General features: G+C 67.1%; 13 protein-coding genes and 1 pseudogene. 10 read left to right on the top strand and 4 right to left on the bottom strand.

Annotated features, from left to right (window positions below):
- Window positions 1-7: 7 nt before the first annotated feature.
- Window positions 8-148 (bottom strand): annotated as a pseudogene (locus ACIP1U_RS30155) (sulfurtransferase FdhD); the annotation flags it as partial.
- Window positions 149-446: 298 nt separating this feature from the next.
- On the bottom strand, window positions 447-2774 hold the full coding sequence (locus ACIP1U_RS30150) for an FdhF/YdeP family oxidoreductase (RefSeq protein WP_400322869.1): 2328 nt from the start codon (window positions 2772-2774) through the stop codon (window positions 447-449).
- Window positions 2775-3239: 465 nt separating this feature from the next.
- On the opposite strand from ACIP1U_RS30150, the gene ACIP1U_RS30145 reads away from it, so the two are divergent.
- Window positions 3240-3734 carry a DNA-binding response regulator gene (locus tag ACIP1U_RS30145; protein ID WP_400322867.1) on the top strand — a complete coding sequence of 165 codons (495 nt, stop codon included), beginning with the start codon at window positions 3240-3242 and terminating at the stop codon, window positions 3732-3734.
- Between the two features lie 67 nt (window positions 3735-3801).
- Here the strand turns inward: ACIP1U_RS30145 and ACIP1U_RS30140 are convergent, their stop codons facing one another.
- The gene (locus tag ACIP1U_RS30140) at window positions 3802-5703 is read right to left on the bottom strand and encodes a feruloyl-CoA synthase (RefSeq protein ID WP_400322864.1); all 1902 of its coding nucleotides are present in this window, start codon (window positions 5701-5703) and stop codon (window positions 3802-3804) included.
- A 283-nt stretch (window positions 5704-5986) separates the two neighbouring features.
- Between ACIP1U_RS30140 and ACIP1U_RS30135 the strand changes: the two genes are divergently transcribed.
- From ACIP1U_RS30135 to ACIP1U_RS30115, 5 genes are all read left to right on the top strand, one after another.
- Window positions 5987-6940 carry a hypothetical protein gene (locus tag ACIP1U_RS30135; protein WP_400322862.1) on the top strand — a complete coding sequence of 318 codons (954 nt, stop codon included), beginning with the start codon at window positions 5987-5989 and terminating at the stop codon, window positions 6938-6940.
- On the top strand, window positions 6937-7821 hold the full coding sequence (locus ACIP1U_RS30130) for a HesA/MoeB/ThiF family protein (protein WP_400322861.1): 885 nt from the start codon (window positions 6937-6939) through the stop codon (window positions 7819-7821). Before ACIP1U_RS30135 ends, ACIP1U_RS30130 begins: the two co-directional genes overlap by 4 nt.
- A 124-nt stretch (window positions 7822-7945) precedes the next feature.
- Window positions 7946-9061, top strand: a complete 1116-nt coding sequence (locus tag ACIP1U_RS30125; RefSeq protein WP_400322859.1) for a hypothetical protein — start codon at window positions 7946-7948, stop codon at window positions 9059-9061.
- Complete coding sequence (locus ACIP1U_RS30120) at window positions 9058-10185, top strand: GNAT family N-acetyltransferase (protein ID WP_400322857.1); 1128 nt, start codon at window positions 9058-9060, stop codon at window positions 10183-10185. Before ACIP1U_RS30125 ends, ACIP1U_RS30120 begins: the two co-directional genes overlap by 4 nt.
- Window positions 10186-10187: 2 nt before the next feature.
- Window positions 10188-11204 (top strand): hypothetical protein, encoded by a 1017-nt coding sequence (locus tag ACIP1U_RS30115; RefSeq protein ID WP_400322855.1) that lies wholly within the window; start codon window positions 10188-10190, stop codon window positions 11202-11204.
- Here ACIP1U_RS30115 and ACIP1U_RS30110 read toward each other — a convergent pair.
- Entirely contained in the window at window positions 11201-12844 is a 1644-nt protein-coding gene (locus ACIP1U_RS30110) for a hypothetical protein (protein ID WP_400322853.1), read from the bottom strand. The genes ACIP1U_RS30115 and ACIP1U_RS30110 overlap by 4 nt on opposite strands.
- A gap of 193 nt (window positions 12845-13037) precedes the next feature.
- On the opposite strand from ACIP1U_RS30110, the gene ACIP1U_RS30105 reads away from it, so the two are divergent.
- The 4 genes from ACIP1U_RS30105 to ACIP1U_RS30090 form a co-directional block, all read left to right on the top strand.
- Window positions 13038-13184, top strand: a complete 147-nt coding sequence (locus ACIP1U_RS30105) for a hypothetical protein (RefSeq protein ID WP_400322924.1) — start codon at window positions 13038-13040, stop codon at window positions 13182-13184.
- Window positions 13184-13408 carry a tripartite tricarboxylate transporter substrate-binding protein gene (locus ACIP1U_RS30100; protein ID WP_400322922.1) on the top strand — a complete coding sequence of 75 codons (225 nt, stop codon included), beginning with the start codon at window positions 13184-13186 and terminating at the stop codon, window positions 13406-13408. The genes ACIP1U_RS30105 and ACIP1U_RS30100 overlap by 1 nt, the downstream gene beginning before the upstream one ends.
- An 802-nt stretch (window positions 13409-14210) precedes the next feature.
- The gene (locus ACIP1U_RS30095) at window positions 14211-14804 is read left to right on the top strand and encodes a hypothetical protein (protein WP_400322851.1); all 594 of its coding nucleotides are present in this window, start codon (window positions 14211-14213) and stop codon (window positions 14802-14804) included.
- A 106-nt stretch (window positions 14805-14910) separates the two neighbouring features.
- Window positions 14911-18065, top strand: a 3155-nt coding sequence (locus ACIP1U_RS30090; protein ID WP_400322849.1) for a filamentous hemagglutinin N-terminal domain-containing protein, incomplete at its 3' end; no start/stop codon positions are given.

The following is an 18065-nucleotide window of genomic DNA, read 5'->3' as shown; positions in this document are numbered from 1 at the left end:
GCGAAGCTCAGCACGCCACGCCTGCCGCCATGCCCGGCGCGGCGCCGGTGTAATCGACGTAGCCATCGGCGCGGCAGAAGCTGAGCAGCCGCACGCCGGCCTGCTCGGCGATGCGGATCGCCAGCGAGGTCGGCGCCGAGATCGTCGCCTCGATCGCCGGCTGCGCCGCGACATTCTTGTGGCGGACGATGGGGCGGGATTCGTAGCCTGTGTGTTGGATCTGTTCGACCTCTTCGATGCAGTGCATTGGGGGACCTCATAAAACTGCGAATGCCGCGGGTTTTCTCCCCTCTCCCGCTTGCGGGAGAGGGGCCGGGGGAGAGGGCCGGCGCATGGCAAGCACGAGATGGCTTCACTTCGTTGACGCTCCGGCCCTCTCCCCCCTCTCCCACTACGCGGGAGAGGGGAGCCTCTGCCCTGGGGTAGTGGCAAGCACCAGCCAACGCTCACCCCGCCACAGCCGGCTGGCTGCGCGACGGCGTCAGCAGAACCGGCACCGACTTCGACGTAGGCGTACCGCAACCGTCGCCGGTACTTTCCAGCGGCACCAGCGGATTGGTCTCGGGGTAGTACGCGCCCAGGCAGCCCTGCGGGATGTCGTAGTCGACCAGCACAAAGTCCTCGACATGGCGCTGCACGTCGTCATCCCAGACGCTGGTGATGTCGACATGCTGCCCCGCCTCCAGCCCGAGCCGCTCGCGGTCGGCAGGGTTGATGAAGACCACCCGGCGCAGCCCGAACACGCCGCGATACCGGTCATCCAGGCCGTAGATCGTGGTGTTGTACTGGTCGTGCGAGCGCGTGGTCATCATCACCATCAGCTTGTCGCCGTACTTTTCCCGCGCGCGATGGATCGGCGTGTCCTTGTCGATGCGGTTGACCAGGAACTGCGCCTTGCCAGACGGTGTCTCCCAGACCCGGTTGCGCGACGCCGGCGTGAGGTGGAAGCCGCCCGGCACGGCGACGCGTTCGTTGTAATTGTCGAAGCCGTCGAGCACCTGCTCGATGCCATCGCGGATGCGTGCATAGTCCTGCGCATACCAGAGCCAGTCGATCTTGTCCGAGCCGAGCGTGGCTGCCGCCATGCGCGCGACGATGGCGGTCTCCGAGAGCAGGTGCGGCGACGCCGGCGCGTTCATGCCGAAGGAGATATGGACCATGCATACCGAGTCCTCCACGGTCACGCCCTGCGGCACGCCCTCCTGCATGTCGATCTCGGTGCGGCCGAGCGTAGGCAGGATCAGCGATTCCTTCCCATGCACCAGGTGGCTGCGGTTGAGCTTGGTGGCGATGTTCACCGTCAGCGCGCACTGGCGCAGCGCCTCATGCGTGCGCGGCGTGTCCGGCGTGGCGGTCGAGAAATTCCCGCCCAGTCCGACAAAGACATTGACCTTGCCCTCCAGCATGGCGGCAATGGTCTCGACCACGTCATAGCCATGCTTACGCGGCGGCTCGAAGCCGAAGGCGCTACCCAGGCGGTCCAGGAACGCCGCTCCAGGCTTTTCCTCGATGCCGACGGTGCGGTCCCCCTGCACGTTCGAATGCCCGCGCACCGGCAGCAGCCCGGCACCCTCGCGCCCGATATTGCCGCGCATCATCATCAGGTTGGACAACAGCTGCACGGTCGGCACCGAATGCTTGTGTTGCGTCAGGCCCATGCCCCAGCAGGCGATCACGCGCTTGCCGCGGGCATAGACCTGCGTCAGTGCGTCGATGTCTTCCAGCGCAACGCCCGCCTCGGAGACGATATCGGCCCAGCTTTCCGCGCGCAGGTCTTCAACGAAGACGCCGAAGCCGATGGTGTGCTCGCGCACGAAGTCGACATCGACCAGCCGTTCACGGCCATGCCGGCTCGCGTCGTCGTCGAGTTCGACCAGGCGCTTGGCCATGCCCTTGATCAGCGCGAAGTCTCCGCCCAGCTTGGGCTGCAAGAACATCGACGCAATTCTGGTGCTGGATCCGGTCAGCATCTCCACCGGATGCTGCGGGCTGGTAAAGCGCTCCACCCCGCGCTCTCGCAGCGGATTGACCGAGACGATGGTCGCGCCGCGCCGGGCGCACTCGCGCAGCTCGCCCAGCATGCGCGGATGGTTGGTGGCCGCGTTGTGGCCGAACAGCAGGATGGTATCGGCATGCTCGAAGTCATCGAGCACCACGGTGGCCTTGCCTACGCCCACCGTCAGCGGCAAGCCACGGCTGGTGGCTTCGTGGCACATGTTCGAGCAGTCGGGGAAGTTGTTGGTGCCGTAGGCGCGCACGAACAGCTGGTATAGGAACGCAGCCTCGTTGCTGGCGCGGCCCGAGGTATAGAACGCGGCCTGGTTCGGATCCGGCAGCGCATTCAGGTGGCGGCCGATCATGGCAAAGGCCTCGTCCCAGGCGATCGCGCGGTACTTGTCGGTCTGCGCGTCGTAGACCATGGGATGCGTCAGGCGCCCGTGCTGCTCCAGCTCGTAATCGGTCTGCGCCATCAGCGACGTCACCGTGTGCTGCGCAAAGAATTCCGGCGTGACGCGCAGGCCGGTGGCTTCCGCGGCCACCGCCTTGACGCCGTTCTCGCAGAACTCGAAGGTTGATGCGTGCTGGCGATCGGGCCAGGCGCAACCAGGGCAGTCGAAGCCGTCGGCCTGGTTCTGCTTGAACAGCATTTTGTACTTGCCGCCGGCCACCTTCTCCTTGATCAGGTTGATGGCAACGTACTTCAGCGCACCCCAGCCGGCGGCGGGATGGGTGTAAGGGGCGATGTGGCCTTTCTCGGGAGTCGGGGTGCTCATTGGCGTGCTGTCCTGTAACGACGGGGGCATCCGGGGCTGCTGGACCAAGGGTCACTTCCGGATCGTTGCGGTGACACCAGAGTAGGCCGCCAAGGGGGTGCCGCAGACGTACACAGGACTGGATGGAGGAGGAGTACAGTCTTGCGCCCGCGCGGCCAGCGCCCCGGAACACGTTACGTAACGCGTAACGCCGCCGGCCCCTGCGCGGGCTGCCCTATCAGCGCCCCTTACTCGGCCGGCTTGCCCCGCAAACCCTTGTCCCGCCTCGTTTTCCGCGCGCTTCGCCAAGACCCGGCATGTCATCGGCCGCGCTGGCACCGGTCTTGCTGATCACTTGCCAGAGCGCTGGCCACGATGCCAGCGCCAGCGAACGGGGAAGCAGATCGAAAAGTAGAACGGGGAGCGGAACGGGGAAGCGGAACGGGGAAGCAAAACGGGGAAGCAGAACGAGAACGGGGAGCAACAATGACGTGGAAAAATCACGGAGCGGCAGCCTGGAACCAGGCACTTGGGCGCAGCCCCGAAGCAAACGCCGTGGTGATCGACGACATGCCGGTGTACCGGCACGGCGTCATGCATTTGCTGGGCGGCATGCCCGGCGTCGGCAGCGTGGAGCTGGTCGAGCCGCAGGCGCTCGGCACCCGCAGCACTCGCCTGCCCTCGCCTGCCTTGCTGGTGTTCGGCATGCCGCAGGAACTGGCACAGGGCTGGCACCTGCTGCGGCAGGCCAGCCTTGTGCTCAAGCCACGGCGCCTGCTGCTCGTCACCGAGAACATGTGGCTACGCCTGCCGCCGGGACTGGACGGACGCTTTGCGCGCTGCCTGCCGCGCTCGGCCTCGCTGGTCACCGTCGAACAGGAAATCCGTGCACTGCTGGGACTGGCCAACTGTGCCGAAGCGCAGCCATTGCAGGACGCTGCGCCGGTGGCGTACCGGCGGCCGTTTCACGCCATGGCGTGAAACGGCCTGCCACCACTCCGGCTACTACGCGGCTGCACGTGCCGAACGTCCGTGCCTCCCGCTTTGCCTACCCCGCACAGGCGACGTGCGCGGCGGGTTCCGCCTGGAACAGTGCTTCGACCAGCCCGGCGCGGCGCGCACGGGTCGCGGCCTGGTTGACGTAGCCTTTGTCCGAGATCTCGTTGGCGTCGATTGACGGGGGCTCGGCCATCAGCAGCACGCGCTTTACGCTGAGGCTGGCGCCTGTGCCAGCACCGGAGCCCAGCCGCTCGCGGATCGCATTGACAACACTGGGATGGCGCACCAGTGATTCCGCATCCAGCTCCGCCAGCTCGGGATGCAGCGCCCGGCAGGCCGCGACGTTCGGCCACGCCAGCGCGGCCACGTAGTCCTGGTCATGGCCGCAGATCACGGCATCGGTCAGCAGCGGCGCGCATTGCTCGACCAGTCCCAGCCGGACCGCCCCAACCCGCACCCAGGTGCCGTTGACCAGCTTGAAATCCTCCACCACGCGTCCGGCAAAGCGCACGCCTTTGCCCGGATCGGCGGGATTGGCCAGCCGCACGGCATCGCCCAGGCAGAAATAGCCTTCGTCGTCGAATGCCGCGGCGGTCAGGTCAGGCCGCTTGATATAGCCGCTGAACAGGAACGGGCCGCGCATGCGGATTTCATAACGGCGACCCGCGCCGTCATCGCCTTCCAGCGGCACCAGCTTGACTTCGGCGCCGGGCATCGGCACGCCGACGTTGCCGGTGTCCTCGGTGGGCCAGCTGCAGTAGATACCCATGCCGCTGGTTTCGGTGCAGGCCAGTCCCGAGCAGAACACGATGCGCTCGCCGATGGTGTCTTCGGCGGCGCGGTGGATGCGGTCCCAGACGTCGCGCGGCAGGCTGGCACCGCCGTAGGAGAAATTGACGGCGTTGGCGAACAGGCTGCGCGCCAGCTCGGGGTCGCGTTCGAGTTCAGCCGCCAGCATGGCCCACGCCGAAGGCACGCTGGTAAAGAGCGTGGGCGACACCTCGCGCAGGTTTCTTACCGTGCGCGCGAACTGTCCGGGCAGGGGGCGGCCGTCGTCGATATAGTGGGTCGAGCCGAGCACCACAGCGCGGGTCAGGTTGAGGACGCCGCCGAGGCCGTGGTGCCAGGGCAACCAGTCAAGGAATACCGGCTGACGGTCGATCAGCAGCTGGTAGAGATCGTGGAAATAGGCCGCGACGGCCCGCAGGTTGCGGTGCGACAGCGGTACGCCCTTGGGCACGCCGGTCGACCCCGAGGTAAACAGGATCCGTCCCGTATCTGCATCGCGCACCGCGGCGTGGGCGGAGCGCACCGCAGCGTTGCGCTCCGCCGTCAGTTCCGCGCCCGCCAGCGAGGCCCAGGGCAGTTGCCCCGCCGCGACCTTGTCCACCGCGATAACCGGGACTTCGGGCATGGCCAGCGCATCCACCGCGCGCGCGTATGCCGCCCCGTCCTGCACGAACAGTGCTGCCGGCGGCACCAGCTCGGCCACGCCCTTCAGCCGCACGAAGTCCTTGCTGAGCAGCGAATACGCGGGGGAAACCGGCGCGGTCGGCACGCCCACATACTCCGCCGCCAGCAGCACCACGGCCTGTTCGATCGAGTTGCCGGACAGCAGCATCAGCGGACGTTCCGGGCCCAGTCCCAGCTCCAGCATGCGCGCGCCGACGGACTGCACCTGCCGCCACAGCTCGCCCCAGCTGACCGAGCGCCAAGCGCCCTCGCCGTCGCGTTCGCAGAAGGCGCGTACGTCCGGGCGCCGCTCGGCCCACAAGGACACGAAATCGCCCAGCCCACGCTGGACCGGGTCCGGCGCGGGAGCGGCGCTGCGCAGCAGGATGGTGCCGTCCTTGCGATGCTCGACCAGCGTGGCGCGTTCGACAAACACGGTCGGCCGGTATCTCGCTTCTGGCCTGGCTTCGGGCTTGCGAACCGCAGCGGAAATGGTCATCTCGGGTGTCTCCTTTATGCCTTCGGCTGATGCGCCGGGTCTTGTTCAGCGCCGGTCATGCGATATGCAAGCCGGCTGTGCTGTCAGCGTAGGCCACCTTGCGGCTGCGCCATACCACCCGGCTCAGGTGGCGGTGCGCCCGACTGCGCCTGGCCGACGAAATGCGTACGGGCCCCGATCTTGTTATATGCTGCGCGCTGCACCTCCATTTCCTGGAGTCTCCTGGAATCTCCTGGAATTTCCTGGACCGCTTACATAAGAACAAGGCATCGGGCAGACCTGCATGTTCCAAGTCATCCGTCGAATCCGCCAGCGGCTGCGCTATCTGGACCTGACCCTGAACGCCAGCCGCAGCGTGCGCATCCGCGTCGTCGAGCGGCCCGGGCTGTGGATGGACGGCGCCCGGCTCGACGCCATGCTGGCCGAGATGCGCGGCGTGGTGCAGCGGGGCATCGGCAAGGATCTCGACTACGGAGTACTGTCCGGCGATCCCGAGCGGCTGCGCCGCGCCGTGGTTACGCTGCTCTACGACCGGGACAGCGGCCGTCCCATCGCCTTCAATGCGCTGTCGATCATGCCGATCGAGGTCAGGGGGCGGCCGGTCGATGCCATCCACCTCGGGCTGGTGATGGTCGACCCGGGCTATCGCACGCAGGGGCTTTCCTGGGTGCTTTACGGCCTGACCTGCATCCTGCTGTTCTTCCGCCGCGGCCTGCGCCCGATCTGGATCAGCAACGTGACGCAGGTGCCGGCGATCATCGGCAAGGTGGCCGAGGTCTTTGTCACGGCGTATCCCAATCCATTCGCGCCCGCGCGGCGCAGCTTCGAGCACCTGAGCGTGGCGCGCGAGATCATGAAATCGCACCGCCACGTCTTCGGCGTCGACGAGGGTGCCGGCTTCGACGAGGCCCGCTTTGTCATCACCGATGCATACCGGGGCGGCTCGGACAACCTCAAGAAGACCTTCGACGCAGCGCCCAAGCACCGCGACGAGCGCGTCAATGCGCTGTGCCAGCGCGAACTCGACTACCAGCGCGGCGACGACTTCCTGCAGGTCGCGCGGCTGGACCTGGCCAGCGCGCGCAAGTACCTGCTGCGCGAGGTTCCGCGCGATTCGCTGCCGGCGATCCTGTCGCAGGTGGCGTTCCTGGCGCTCGGCCGGATCGTCCTGCCGCTCGCGCACTGGCTGAACCCGCGCGAGCCGATGGGAGACCTGCGCGCAAGGAACCACGCATGACAGCAACTCCTGTCTTTTCCTACGAAGAATTCACCACCCGCAATATCGGCTTCGTGACCGAGGCCGAGCAGCAGCGGTTGCGCGACGCGCGCATCCTGGTCTGCGGCGTCGGCGGCATGGGTGGCGCCTGCCTGCAGGCGCTGGCACGCATGGGCGTCGGCGGCTTCGCGCTGGCCGACTTCGATGTGTTCGAAGTGTCCAACATGAACCGGCAGGTGTTTGCCAGCCTGGCCACAGTCGGCGTCGGCAAGGTCGAAGCCACGGTCGCGCAGCTGCGCCAGGTCAACCCGGCGCTGCAGATCGAGACGCTGGGCGAAGACTGGCCAGGCCTGCTCGACGACCTGCTGGGGCGCTACAAGATCGTGATCAACGGCATGGACGACATGGCCGCTGGCATCGCGCTCTACCGCAAGGCGCGCGAGCATGGCGCCACCGTCATCGATGCCTACACCGCGCCGCTGCCCTCCGTCACCGTGGTGCGGCCGCACGACCCGCGGCCGGAGCGGCGCCTGGGCTACCCGACCGCCGGCATGGACTGGCAGGCGCTGACGCCGGAGATCCGGCAGGCGTGCCTGGGCAAGGAACTGGAGTACGTCATGGTCCATTCCAGTTCGGTCCGGCATGTCGATCTTGCGATTGCGAAGGACCTGCTTTCGGGCAAGCGCAAGCGCATGTCGTTTGCGCCGATGGTGATCACCACCGGCAACCTGATGGCCTTCGAGGCAGCCAAGCTGGTGCTGGACCGGCCGCGGCTGGCGGATGCGCGCGGTTATTTCTTCAATCCATGGACCATGCGTGTAGAAACGCCGCGCAACGCGTTGGCCGCGTGGCTGATACGCGCCGCGGTGCGGCGCTTCATGGCGAGGCTGCTCCGTAATTAACGCGCTGGCCAGCGATGTCACCGTAACCTGGCTGGGCGCGCTGGGTTGCGGGCTCTACCTGCATTTCCTGTGGACGCGCCGCGAAGCCGGCACCGGCATCGCCACCGGACTGTTCCTGTTCGGCGTGCTGACGGCGTTGCTGGCGGTGCGGGGCTTTGCCTGGCTGCTCGGCGGCCCGCTGCTCGGCCGGCTGGTATTCGCCGCGGCTACGCTGCTGCCGATCGCGACCACGCTGTTTGCCGAGCAGTTGCTGCGGCGCCACCATCCGCTGTGGCTGAAGCTGCTTGCGCTCGCTGTGTCGGTGGTGTTCTTCGCCATCAACCTCGTTGCCGACCTGTCCACAAACGTGCCGCTGCTGCTGGCGTTCCTGGCCTGCTATGCGGTGGTGACGGCGAGCAACGGCTGGTTCCTGCTCTGGCTGCGCGAGGCCGACCTGTCCAGCAACGAAGAGCGGCTGGCGCGCGCGGTGGTCGTGGTGGTGGCGCTGGCCGTGCCACTGGCGGCGACGGATTTCCGCGAGGAACTCGGGCACGTGCCGGTCCGGCTGGGCGCGCTCGGGGCACTGGCTTTTGTCTATGTACTGCTGAGCTTGTCGGATTCGCACCGCGTCGTGCGCGGGCTGCTGGCGCATATTGCCGCGGCGCTGGTGTTTGCGGTGGTACTGGCCGGCGCCATGGCGCTGGCGTCGCACGGGCCGGGCCAGGGATTCGCGCAGGCCGGCCTGCGCGGCATGCCGGTGGCGCTGGCGTGGGTGTTGCTGACCGCCATCTTTGTCCGTATCCGCGCGGTTTCGCTGGCGGGAGACGGCAACGCCTTCCTGCGCTGGCTGCTCCATGCCCGGCTGGATACGCCGGACGGCTTCCTCCATTCGCTGCGGCGCCTGCCGCAGACGGCCGATCACGTGGTGCTGGGCGACGCGGAGCTGGCAGGCTATGCGCTGAGCGAGCTGTTCGCGCTGGCCGGCAAGCGGCGCGAGCCGGTGTCGATTGGCGATGCCAGGGCGTGGGCCCGGCAGCCCCAGGACACCGGCACCGGCAGCGGCAGCGGCATCGAAGCCGCGGAACAACTGGTCGACCTGATGGAACGCCATGAAATGACCCACGCCCTGCTGATTGCGCGGCAACCCGCCACGGTGGTGCTGCTGAACCTGCCGCAGGGCGCCAATGCTGCCATCGGCGAGCTGCGCGCCGCCGTCATCCTGCGGCTGGCGCGGCACCTGCGCCGACAGGAGCCCGCATGACCCTGGAACTGCGCGAAGGCGATTTCGACGCCTTCTTTGCTGCGCCGTTCGCCTGCTATGGCGACGATACCCATTTCGTCTCGCCGAAGAAGGGCGACCTCGCACGGGCACTGGATGCGGCGAAGAACCCCTTGTTCCAGCAGTTTGCGCGCCGCACCTGGTACACCGCGCACCGCGACGGGCGCATCGTGGGGCGCATCCTGGCCCATGTGCACGATGCCTCGAACCGGCTGTATGGGCAGAAGCGCGGGTATTTCGGCCTGTTCGACTGCATCGACGACATCGCGGTCGCGCGGGCGCTGCTCGATGCCGCCGCCAGCTGGGCCAGACGGCAAGGCTGCGACGAGCTGGCGGGCAGCTTCAACCTGACCATCACGCAGATGATCGGCATCGTCACCGATGGCTTCGGGCACGCGCCGTACACCTACCAGGAATACACGCCGCCGCACATTGCCCGGCTGCTCGAAGCCTGCGGCTTCGAGCGCATCTTCCCGATGCGCACCTTCGAGATGGATGTGCGCGGCTACGACCCCGACCAGTTGCTCGGCGACCGGCAGCGTGCGCTGGCCAGCGATCCGGACTGGCAATTCAAGCCGATCCGCCGGCGCGGCTTCGAAGACCGCCTGCGCGAGGCGTGCGCGGTGCTGAACGACGGCTTTGCCGCCAACCCGATGTTCGTGCCGCTGACGGAAGCGGAATTCCTGTACCCCTGCGCCGGCATGATGTGGATCATCGACGAGCGCCTGTCCTACACCGCCTATTACCGCGGCGAGCCGGTCGGGGTGCTGCTGTGCGTGCCGGACCTCAACCCGTTCCTGCACGCCACCGGCTTCCGCCTGAAATGGTCGACGCTGTGGCACTTGCTGCGGTTCCGCGCCAACCGCAAGCGCGCGGCGGTGATCTTTTTCTCGGTACGCCAGGCGTTTCATGGCCAGGGCGTCAACGGCGTGCTGCTGCACCGTCTGCTGACGGCGATGCGCGGTGCCGGCTATTCGCACCTGGGCATCAGCTGGGTGTCGGATACGAATGGCGCGAGCCTGCGGCAGATGGAAAAACTGGGCGCCACCGAACTGCACCGCCTGCATCTGTTCCGCAGGGCGCTGGCGCCGGATCACGACAACTGACGATGCTGACACCTGACCGGCAACTGGCCATGGTCGCGCAGGCTGCGCGCGCCCCAAGTGCTCACAACATCCAGCCTGCCCGCTGGCATTTCGCAGGCGACCGCATCCTGCTGCTCGAAGATCCGGCGCGATGGCTGGCCGTGGGCGACCCGACCGGCCGGGACAACCAGATCGCGCTGGGCATGGCGTGGGAAGGCATGGCGCTGGCCTTGTCGACGATCGGCATTTCGCTGTCCCCGCCGGAGATTGCCGCGTTGCCCTACCCGCCCGTAGCCGCCGACTTGCGGGTCGCGGCCTCGGGCCAACTCCGGGCCGGTGCCAGCGCGGATCTCCTGGCTGCCGCCCCGGACCAGCGCCGCGCCTGGCGCGGCACGTTCGCCCGCGCCAACGCCGCGCAGCTCGCGGCCATGGACCAGTGCATCGCCACGCATGCCGCGGTTGTCACGGCGGCTGAGCCCGCCAGCACGGCGCAGATCGCCAACTGGCATGACGATGCCGCGGCGTTGGCCTTCCACGACCCGGCCTTTGCGCGCGAGTTGTTCTACTGGCTGCGCCTGTCCCCGCGCGCCGCTGGCTGGGCCCGCGACGGACTGTCGGCGGAGTGCATGGCGCTGTCGCGCTGGGAATCGATGGCAGCGTCGGTCGCGCTGCGGCCGGCGATAGTGCGCGTGCTGGCGGCGCTGTCGCTGACGGGCGTACTGGCCGCGGAAGGCGCCAAGGTCAACAGCGCCGCCCGGATCGTGCTGATCCACGCCGCGCGCGAAATGACGAATTTCGAAGTCGGGCGCCGGTGGTACCGCTTCTGGCTGGACATGGCCAGCCGGGGCATTGCCGGCGTGCCGATGTCGGCGCTGGCCGATTCGCCTCGCCACGCCGCATTGCTGGCCGGGCGCCAGCCGCTTCCAGCAGGGCACCGGCTGATCAACGTAATGCGTTTCGGCCCCGTACCTGGCGCAGCGATCCCCCGCAGTGCCAGGCTGCCGGCGGAAGAACTGCTGCAGGCGGACGACCCGCGCTAGAGCAGCTTCAGGAATTCCAGCAGCGCATCCTTGTCGCTTTCCGACAGGGCGGTGAACTCCCGCTCATGGCCCCGGTTGTCGCGCCCCGCCGTCGCGGTGTCATAGAGCAAGGGGCTCGACCATGGCCGGTAGTCCGGCGGATAGACCCACGTCCCTTGCGCGCCGGGCCGCCCGGCGATCCCCACCCTGGCGTAGTCCAGCGCATGGCCGCCGACCCAGAACCGGCGCGGGCGCGCCTCCGGATGCATCAGGTGCCACAACGTGGGCACCGAGCCGTTGTGCAGGTAAGGCGCCGTCGCCCAAAGGCCGGACAGTACGGGTGCCACATAGCCGCCGGTGTTGGCCGCATCGATATGCTTGCCCAGCGCAGAGCGCCCGATGGCCCGCAGCAGGCCCGCATCGATCGCCTGCCAGCGCGTGGCATCGGTGCCGAGTTCCGCCTGCGCCACCAGCCGGTTGGGATAGCTGACCAGCCGGGGCCGCGCCGCGTCGTGGCTGTAGCGGCCATGGCATTGCGCGCACTGCGCCGCATAGACACCGGCGCCGCGTGCCGCGCGGACCCGGTCGACAGGACCGGGGAACGGCGGCGGCGTGTAGCCCGCCATGAACCGCATCACGTCTTCCACCTGCGGGATGGCGCGGCTGGCGCGATCCGGCGGCATGCCCATGGTCGGCACGGTAAAGAACGCCACGATGTGCGCGAGACGCCCAGGGTCTTTAGCGGCATCCGGGGCGACCGGCGCAAAGCGCGCCGCCCCCTTGTTGGTATAAACGCCGTCATAGAGCAGCGACGAGCGCAGTTGCCGGTCGCCAAGTTCCGGGATCGATGTCGAACCGCTCGCGCCCGCCCCCGCAGAGAGCAGATGGAACTGGAACTTCAGCGCCGCCACGCCATTGGTGCTGCCAGCCGCGCCATTGCTGAACGGCAACGGCGCATCGCCGCTGGCCTCAAGTTCGTCGATCCGCTTGACCAGCCGCGGCCAGACGAACTTGCGGATGGTGGCCAGTTCATCCGCCGAGGTATCGGGATACAGGCGCGGAATGGCGGCCAGCAGCTTGTCGGGATCGGACTTGACCCGCTTGACCGCCTGGTAGACCGCGTTGACGAAGCCATCGAGGTTGAGCGATGTATTCGGCAAGCCCAGCCACACCTCGCCGGTCGGCTGGCCGTCCCTGCCATAAGTCACGCCCGCATGACACGCGGCGCAACCCAGGTTCGAGACTTCCAGCCGGATCCTGGGCAGGTCGCGGCCGACAGTGCCGCTGACGATGCCAAGCGGCTTGTCGAACCGCGGTTGCTTCGCGAGCGGCCAGTTCAGGATGCCGTCGGGATAGATAAACCCGAACTCCCGCAGCGCGCGCCGCAACGTTTCCGGCGCCGGCGCCGCGTCCGGGGTGTATGCCAGCACCAGCGCGGTCGTGGCCAGCTTCCACGGCAGCGCGTTGGTTTCCAGCGTATCGGTGCTCAGGCCGCCGAAGTCGTCGAACACAAAGCGGGCCGCGCCGATCTGCTGCGGCGTACCACCGGCGGCAAACCCGCGCATGTCCGCGGATTCACCGTCGGCATAGCCACGCAGGAAATCGCAGCCTGACAGCGTGAGCAGGACCAGCCCTATGGGGATTGCGCGTGCAAGAGGCATCGTCGTCGCCGATGGATCAAGCTTCGCATTCTAATCGGTGGGGACGATGGCGGGCCGGCATGCCGCGCCCGTATATCAGACGGGACACCGGGCAATCGTCGTTTCCAACGAGCGTAGCGACGAGTGGCGGCCTCTAGAATCGCGAAAAAATGCGGCGCGTCACTTCGGTCGCCGCCACCACCATGGAGACACCATGCGCGCCAATGCACGCCGCCATTCCCGTACGTTCGTCCGACCTATTTTCGCCAGCACCGCGCTCGTATGCGGCGCCGCCATGCTGCCCGGCATCGCCGCGGCGCAAGCCAATGCCGATTTCCCGACAAGCCAGTCAGGCTGGTAGTGCCCTACCCGGCGCGCGGCCCGACGGACACGGGCTCGCGCATCATCGGCCAGAAGCTGGGCGAAGCGCTAGGCCAGCCAATAGTTATCGAGAACCGGCCGGGCGCATCGGGCACGATCGGTACCGAATCCGTGGCGCGCAGCGCGCCGGACAGCTATACCGAAACAACGGTGACCGGGATTGGAACCCCGAACGTCATAGTCGGACTGCCGCTCCAGCAGTAATTGTGTCCATGCGCTCGCGCGCCGTTGCATCCTACGGCGGGCCGGGCGAGGCACCGGTAAGGCTGGCCGGTTTCCTATGACGCCGGTAGTTCCAACCTCGCCGTCAGGCCCGCCACCTCCGACAATGCCTTTCTCGAAAGATTGGCCGCGTCGGCCATCTTATCCGTCTCCCCCTTGCGCGCTTACCAGCAGGGAGTCGTTTGAGCGCAGCGCCGACTTCGATGCGGGTGTGCTCGCCTCGCGCGACTTCCTGCTGGTGGAACAACACAAATTGCGCTCTCCCTTGGCGCACAGTTTGGCCCCATCGCTGCTGCAAGTAGCCTGGCAACAGAGCATGCAGGACCGATAGCCCGAGTTTCAATCCGGATTCAACACGATCTTCAGGGCGTACATTCAGGTAACGCTGGAATTCGGTGAAGTCAATCTCGAATACTGGCACGTCCTGACCTACCTGCAAGAGTGCCCGTCCCACTTAATGTCCTGACCGGGCCTCAGGCCCGGTCAGTTTTCCGCTCAAGTACTTCCTTCCGGTTCCCGATAGCGTTGTTTTGCGCTATTGCGACCCTCGTTCGCGCTCGACCCGCCCCACATTGATCAAAAGAAAAACAAATGAAAATTTCGAGAAATTTTCAGATTCATCCTATTGTTTCCGCAATCGTGCGTGATTAGTCTCCCTTCCGATATTGCTGCTCGCAGTGCCCCCCGAGTGCGGGGCGGCATACCGACCCGCCTTTCCTTCCCCAAATCGGTTTTCTTCCGTCACGCGGGGATAACGATTCTCTAAGAACCAGAGGCAAGAAGAATGAATAAGCTCGCAGTCCTGGCAAGTGTCGTTTCCACAGCAGTGCTGCTCACCGCTTGCGGCGGTGGCGGCGATGACAACAACAGCGGCTCCAGCACGGCACAAGGCAACGCCGGAGCGAACGGGGGCGCCTCAACGCCGGCTCCCGCCCCAGCGCCGGCCGCCTTCTCGTGCCCGGACAGCTATCGCAAGCTGACGCTCTCAAACAGTTCGGTGCCCAATGCCTCGATGTCGATCGTCACGGACGACAACGTCGCCAAGTTGACCGTCAAGACGCCGGCAAGCGGGCTCACGAACGTGACCATTTGCCTGGGCAAGCCAAATCCGGTCCCTGCCGGGGTCAGCGCCGATCATGTCTACGAACTGAGGACCGATGGCGCTTATGCGAGTCTCATCAATCCACAGCTCACGCTGACCTTCACCACGGCAAGCACCTTGACCGTGGCACCGACGATCGAAACCGCGCAGAGCACGGCCAGTGGCGTGACCTATGCCGCAGCGCCTGGCAGTAGCGGCACCGTCAACGGCACCAATGTGACCGTGACCGCCTCGGCGCCGGCTGCCGGCGTCTATGTCGTGCGCCTGCCGCACTGACCGCTGCCGTACGGAACGGCCCCTCGCGTCGCCAGGAGCTTGGGGCCATCTGCGTTTCCGGCGCATTCTGCCGCCGGCTGTCAGCTGATTGTCCAGTCGTCGATCCATGAACAAGAATCTCTATCGTATCGTCTTCAATTCCGCGCGCAGGATGCTGGTTCCCGTGCAGGAGAGTGCCAATGGCTGCGGCAAAGGATGGCTTGGCAGCAGCGGCATTCCGGCGGCGAGAACGATCGTGACGCGCTTCGCGGTACCCGCGCTGACGCTGGGTACCTGGATGGCGCTGGGCGTGCCGATGATAAGTACCGCCCAAGTGGTGGCTGACCCGAACGCCGGCGCCAACCGGCCGACCGTAGTGCAGACGGCAAACGGCATCCAGCAGGTGAACATCACCCGGCCCTCCGCCGCCGGGGTGTCCACCAACGGCTACACGCAATTCGATGTACCGAAGGCTGGCGTGATCCTGAACAACTCGCCGGTCGTCTCGAACACCCAGCAGGCGGGGTATGTGAACGGCAACCCGAACCTGCTGCCTGGCGGCAGCGCCCGAATTATCGTCAACCAGGTCGACAGCCCCAACGCGAGCCAATTGCGCGGCTATGTCGAAGTGGCAGGCCCCGGTGCCCAAGTGGTGATCAGCAACCCGAACGGGATATACGTGGACGGGGCCGGCTTCATCAACACCACCCGTGCGACCCTGACCACGGGTACGCCGGTGTTTGGCGGCAGCGGCAGCCTGGACGCCTACCGCGTCACAGGCGGGCAAATCACGGTAGCGGGCGACGGGCTCAACGCAGCGAACCTCGATCAGGTCGATCTGATCGCACGCGCGGTGCAAGCCAACGCGGCCGTCTTTGGCAACCAGTTGAACGTCATCGCGGGCGCCAACCAGGTCGATGCCAACACACTGGTGGCCACGCCGATTGCGGGTTCGGGGGCGGCACCGGCACTTGGCATCGACGTGAGCCAGTTGGGCGGCATGTACGCCAACAAGATCCTGCTCGCCTCGACCGAGCATGGCGTCGGCGTGTCCTTGCGCGGCGTGCAGGCGGCGCAGGCCGGCGACCTGACCCTGACGGCGCAGGGCCAGTTGATCCTGGCCGGCCAGACCAACGCCAGCGGCAACCTCGTGGCCTATGCGCGTGACGGTATCGACAACAGCGGTACCACCTACGCCAGGGGCGCGGCCTCGATCAACACCGACGGGTCGCTGACCAACAGCGGCACGCTCGCCGCGCAGCAGTGGCTTAATGCCTATGGCGGCACCGTCAGCTCCACCGGCACGTTGGCGGCAGGCTTGAACGAGGACGGCACGGCGGCCGGCCCCTCCGACCTCGCGGTGGTCGCCACCAGCGGCGCCGTGTCGGCCACGGGACGGAATATCGCCAGCGGCAACGCCACCATCCAGGGCTCCAGCACCAACCTGGCCGGCAGCCAGACCTCGGCGGGCGGCAACCTGAGCCTGGCAGCGAGTTCCGGCAACCTGGACCTGACCGGCGCCACCACGACCGCCGTCGCGGGACTGTTGGCCAGCGCCTCGGGCGCCATCGTCAATGACCGGGGCAACCTGTCCAGCGGGGCCGCTGCCACCCTGACAGCGGGCAGCTTGTCCAACCAGGCCGGCCAGGTCGTCTCGCAAGGCCCTACCAACATCCAAACGGCAGGCACCATCAACAACATGCAAGGCGTCGTTCAGTCCGGCGGCGCCTTGCACGCCAGTGGCGCGTCGCTGGACAACACCGCCGGCCGCATCACCTCGCTGAACGGTGACGGCCTGTCGATCCAGACCAGCGGCGCGCTTGTCAACGCGGCCGGCACCACCGCCAGCGGTGCCCAGGGCGGCGTGATCGGCGGCAATGGCAACGTCCAGCTCGCCGCTGGGGCCATGACCAACCACGGCCAGATCAACACGCTGGGCGACGCCCAAGTCAATGCGGCCACGCTTGATAACGATGCCGGCAGCCTGACTGCAGGCGGTGCGCTCGCCACAACCGTGGCTGGCGCCACGAGCAACCGCCAGGGCGTGGTGTCGGGCGGCAACACCAGCCTGTCGGCGCAATCGCTGGACAATACCGGCGGGGTCGTGGAAGGCGACCAGCTTGCCGTCCGCGCCACCGGCGAGCTGATCAACCGGGGTGGCGCCCTCCGTCAATATGGCGAAACGGATGCGACGATTGCCGCAGGCGGCACGCTGGACAACACCGGTGGCGAGGTCATGGCGAACGGCCAGAACCTGACCGTGCAGGCCGGCACGCTGGTCAACGGCAGCGGCAGCATCTCGCACGCCGGCTCGGGCGCGCTGGCCATCACCAGCCAGGGTGCGGCCAGCAATGCCGGGGGCGCAATCCAGACCAATGGCGATCTCCAGGCGCAAGCCTTCACGCTGAACAATGCCCAGGGCGTGATGTCGGCGCAGCGCCTGGCAACGATCCAGGCCATCGGTGACCTGCTTAACCGGCAAGGCGCAGTGTACGGCCAGAGCGGCCTTACGGTCACTAGCGGCGGCCAGCTGGACAACACGGCGGGCTCGGCGCAAACCGGCGGCGACCTGTCGGTGACGGCGGCCGGGGCGCTGACCAATGTCGACGGCACCATTGCCGCCAACGGCGAACACGGCCAGGCGACCGTGGCCGCAGCGAGCGTCGACAACACGCGCGGCTATCTCGCCAATGCCGGCGATGGCGCCACCACGGTGACGGGCACCACTGGCCTGATCAACACCGGGGGCCAGATCGGCGGCAATGGCGATGTGACCATCAACACGCAGACGCTGACGAATACCAATGACGGCACGGCGGGCGGGTTCGTGGCGGTGGGCGGCGCGCTGAACCTGAACATCACGCACCGGGTCGACAACCGCCAGGGCACGCTCTACGGCGGCAATGGCCTGACGCTGGACAGCCAGAATGCCACCTTCGTCAACGATGGCGGCCAGGTGCTGGGCAGGACCGATGTCAGCCTCAAGGTGGCGTCCCTCTCCAACGCCGATGGCGCGATCAAGGCTAACCAGGACATCGCCGTGCAAGGCGCGGTGTCGGGCAGCGGCGACATGACCGCCGGGCGCAACCTTGCGCTAGACGTGAACGGTGACTACACCAACGACGCGGCCAACCGCCTGCACGCCGATGGCGACATGCGGGTATACGCCACCGGCACGCTCACCAATACCGCGACGCTAGCCGCCGCCGGGGCGCTGACCGCCTCGGGCGCCAAGGTGGTGAATGCGGCTGGGGCGAACATCAATTCGTCCAGCACCACGGT

The organism is Cupriavidus sp. NPDC089707 (genome assembly GCF_044748965.1).
Taxonomy (GTDB): domain Bacteria; phylum Pseudomonadota; class Gammaproteobacteria; order Burkholderiales; family Burkholderiaceae; genus Cupriavidus.
The sequence above is the reverse complement of the archived record's forward strand: the minus strand, read 5'-3'. Positions and strand labels throughout refer to the sequence as shown.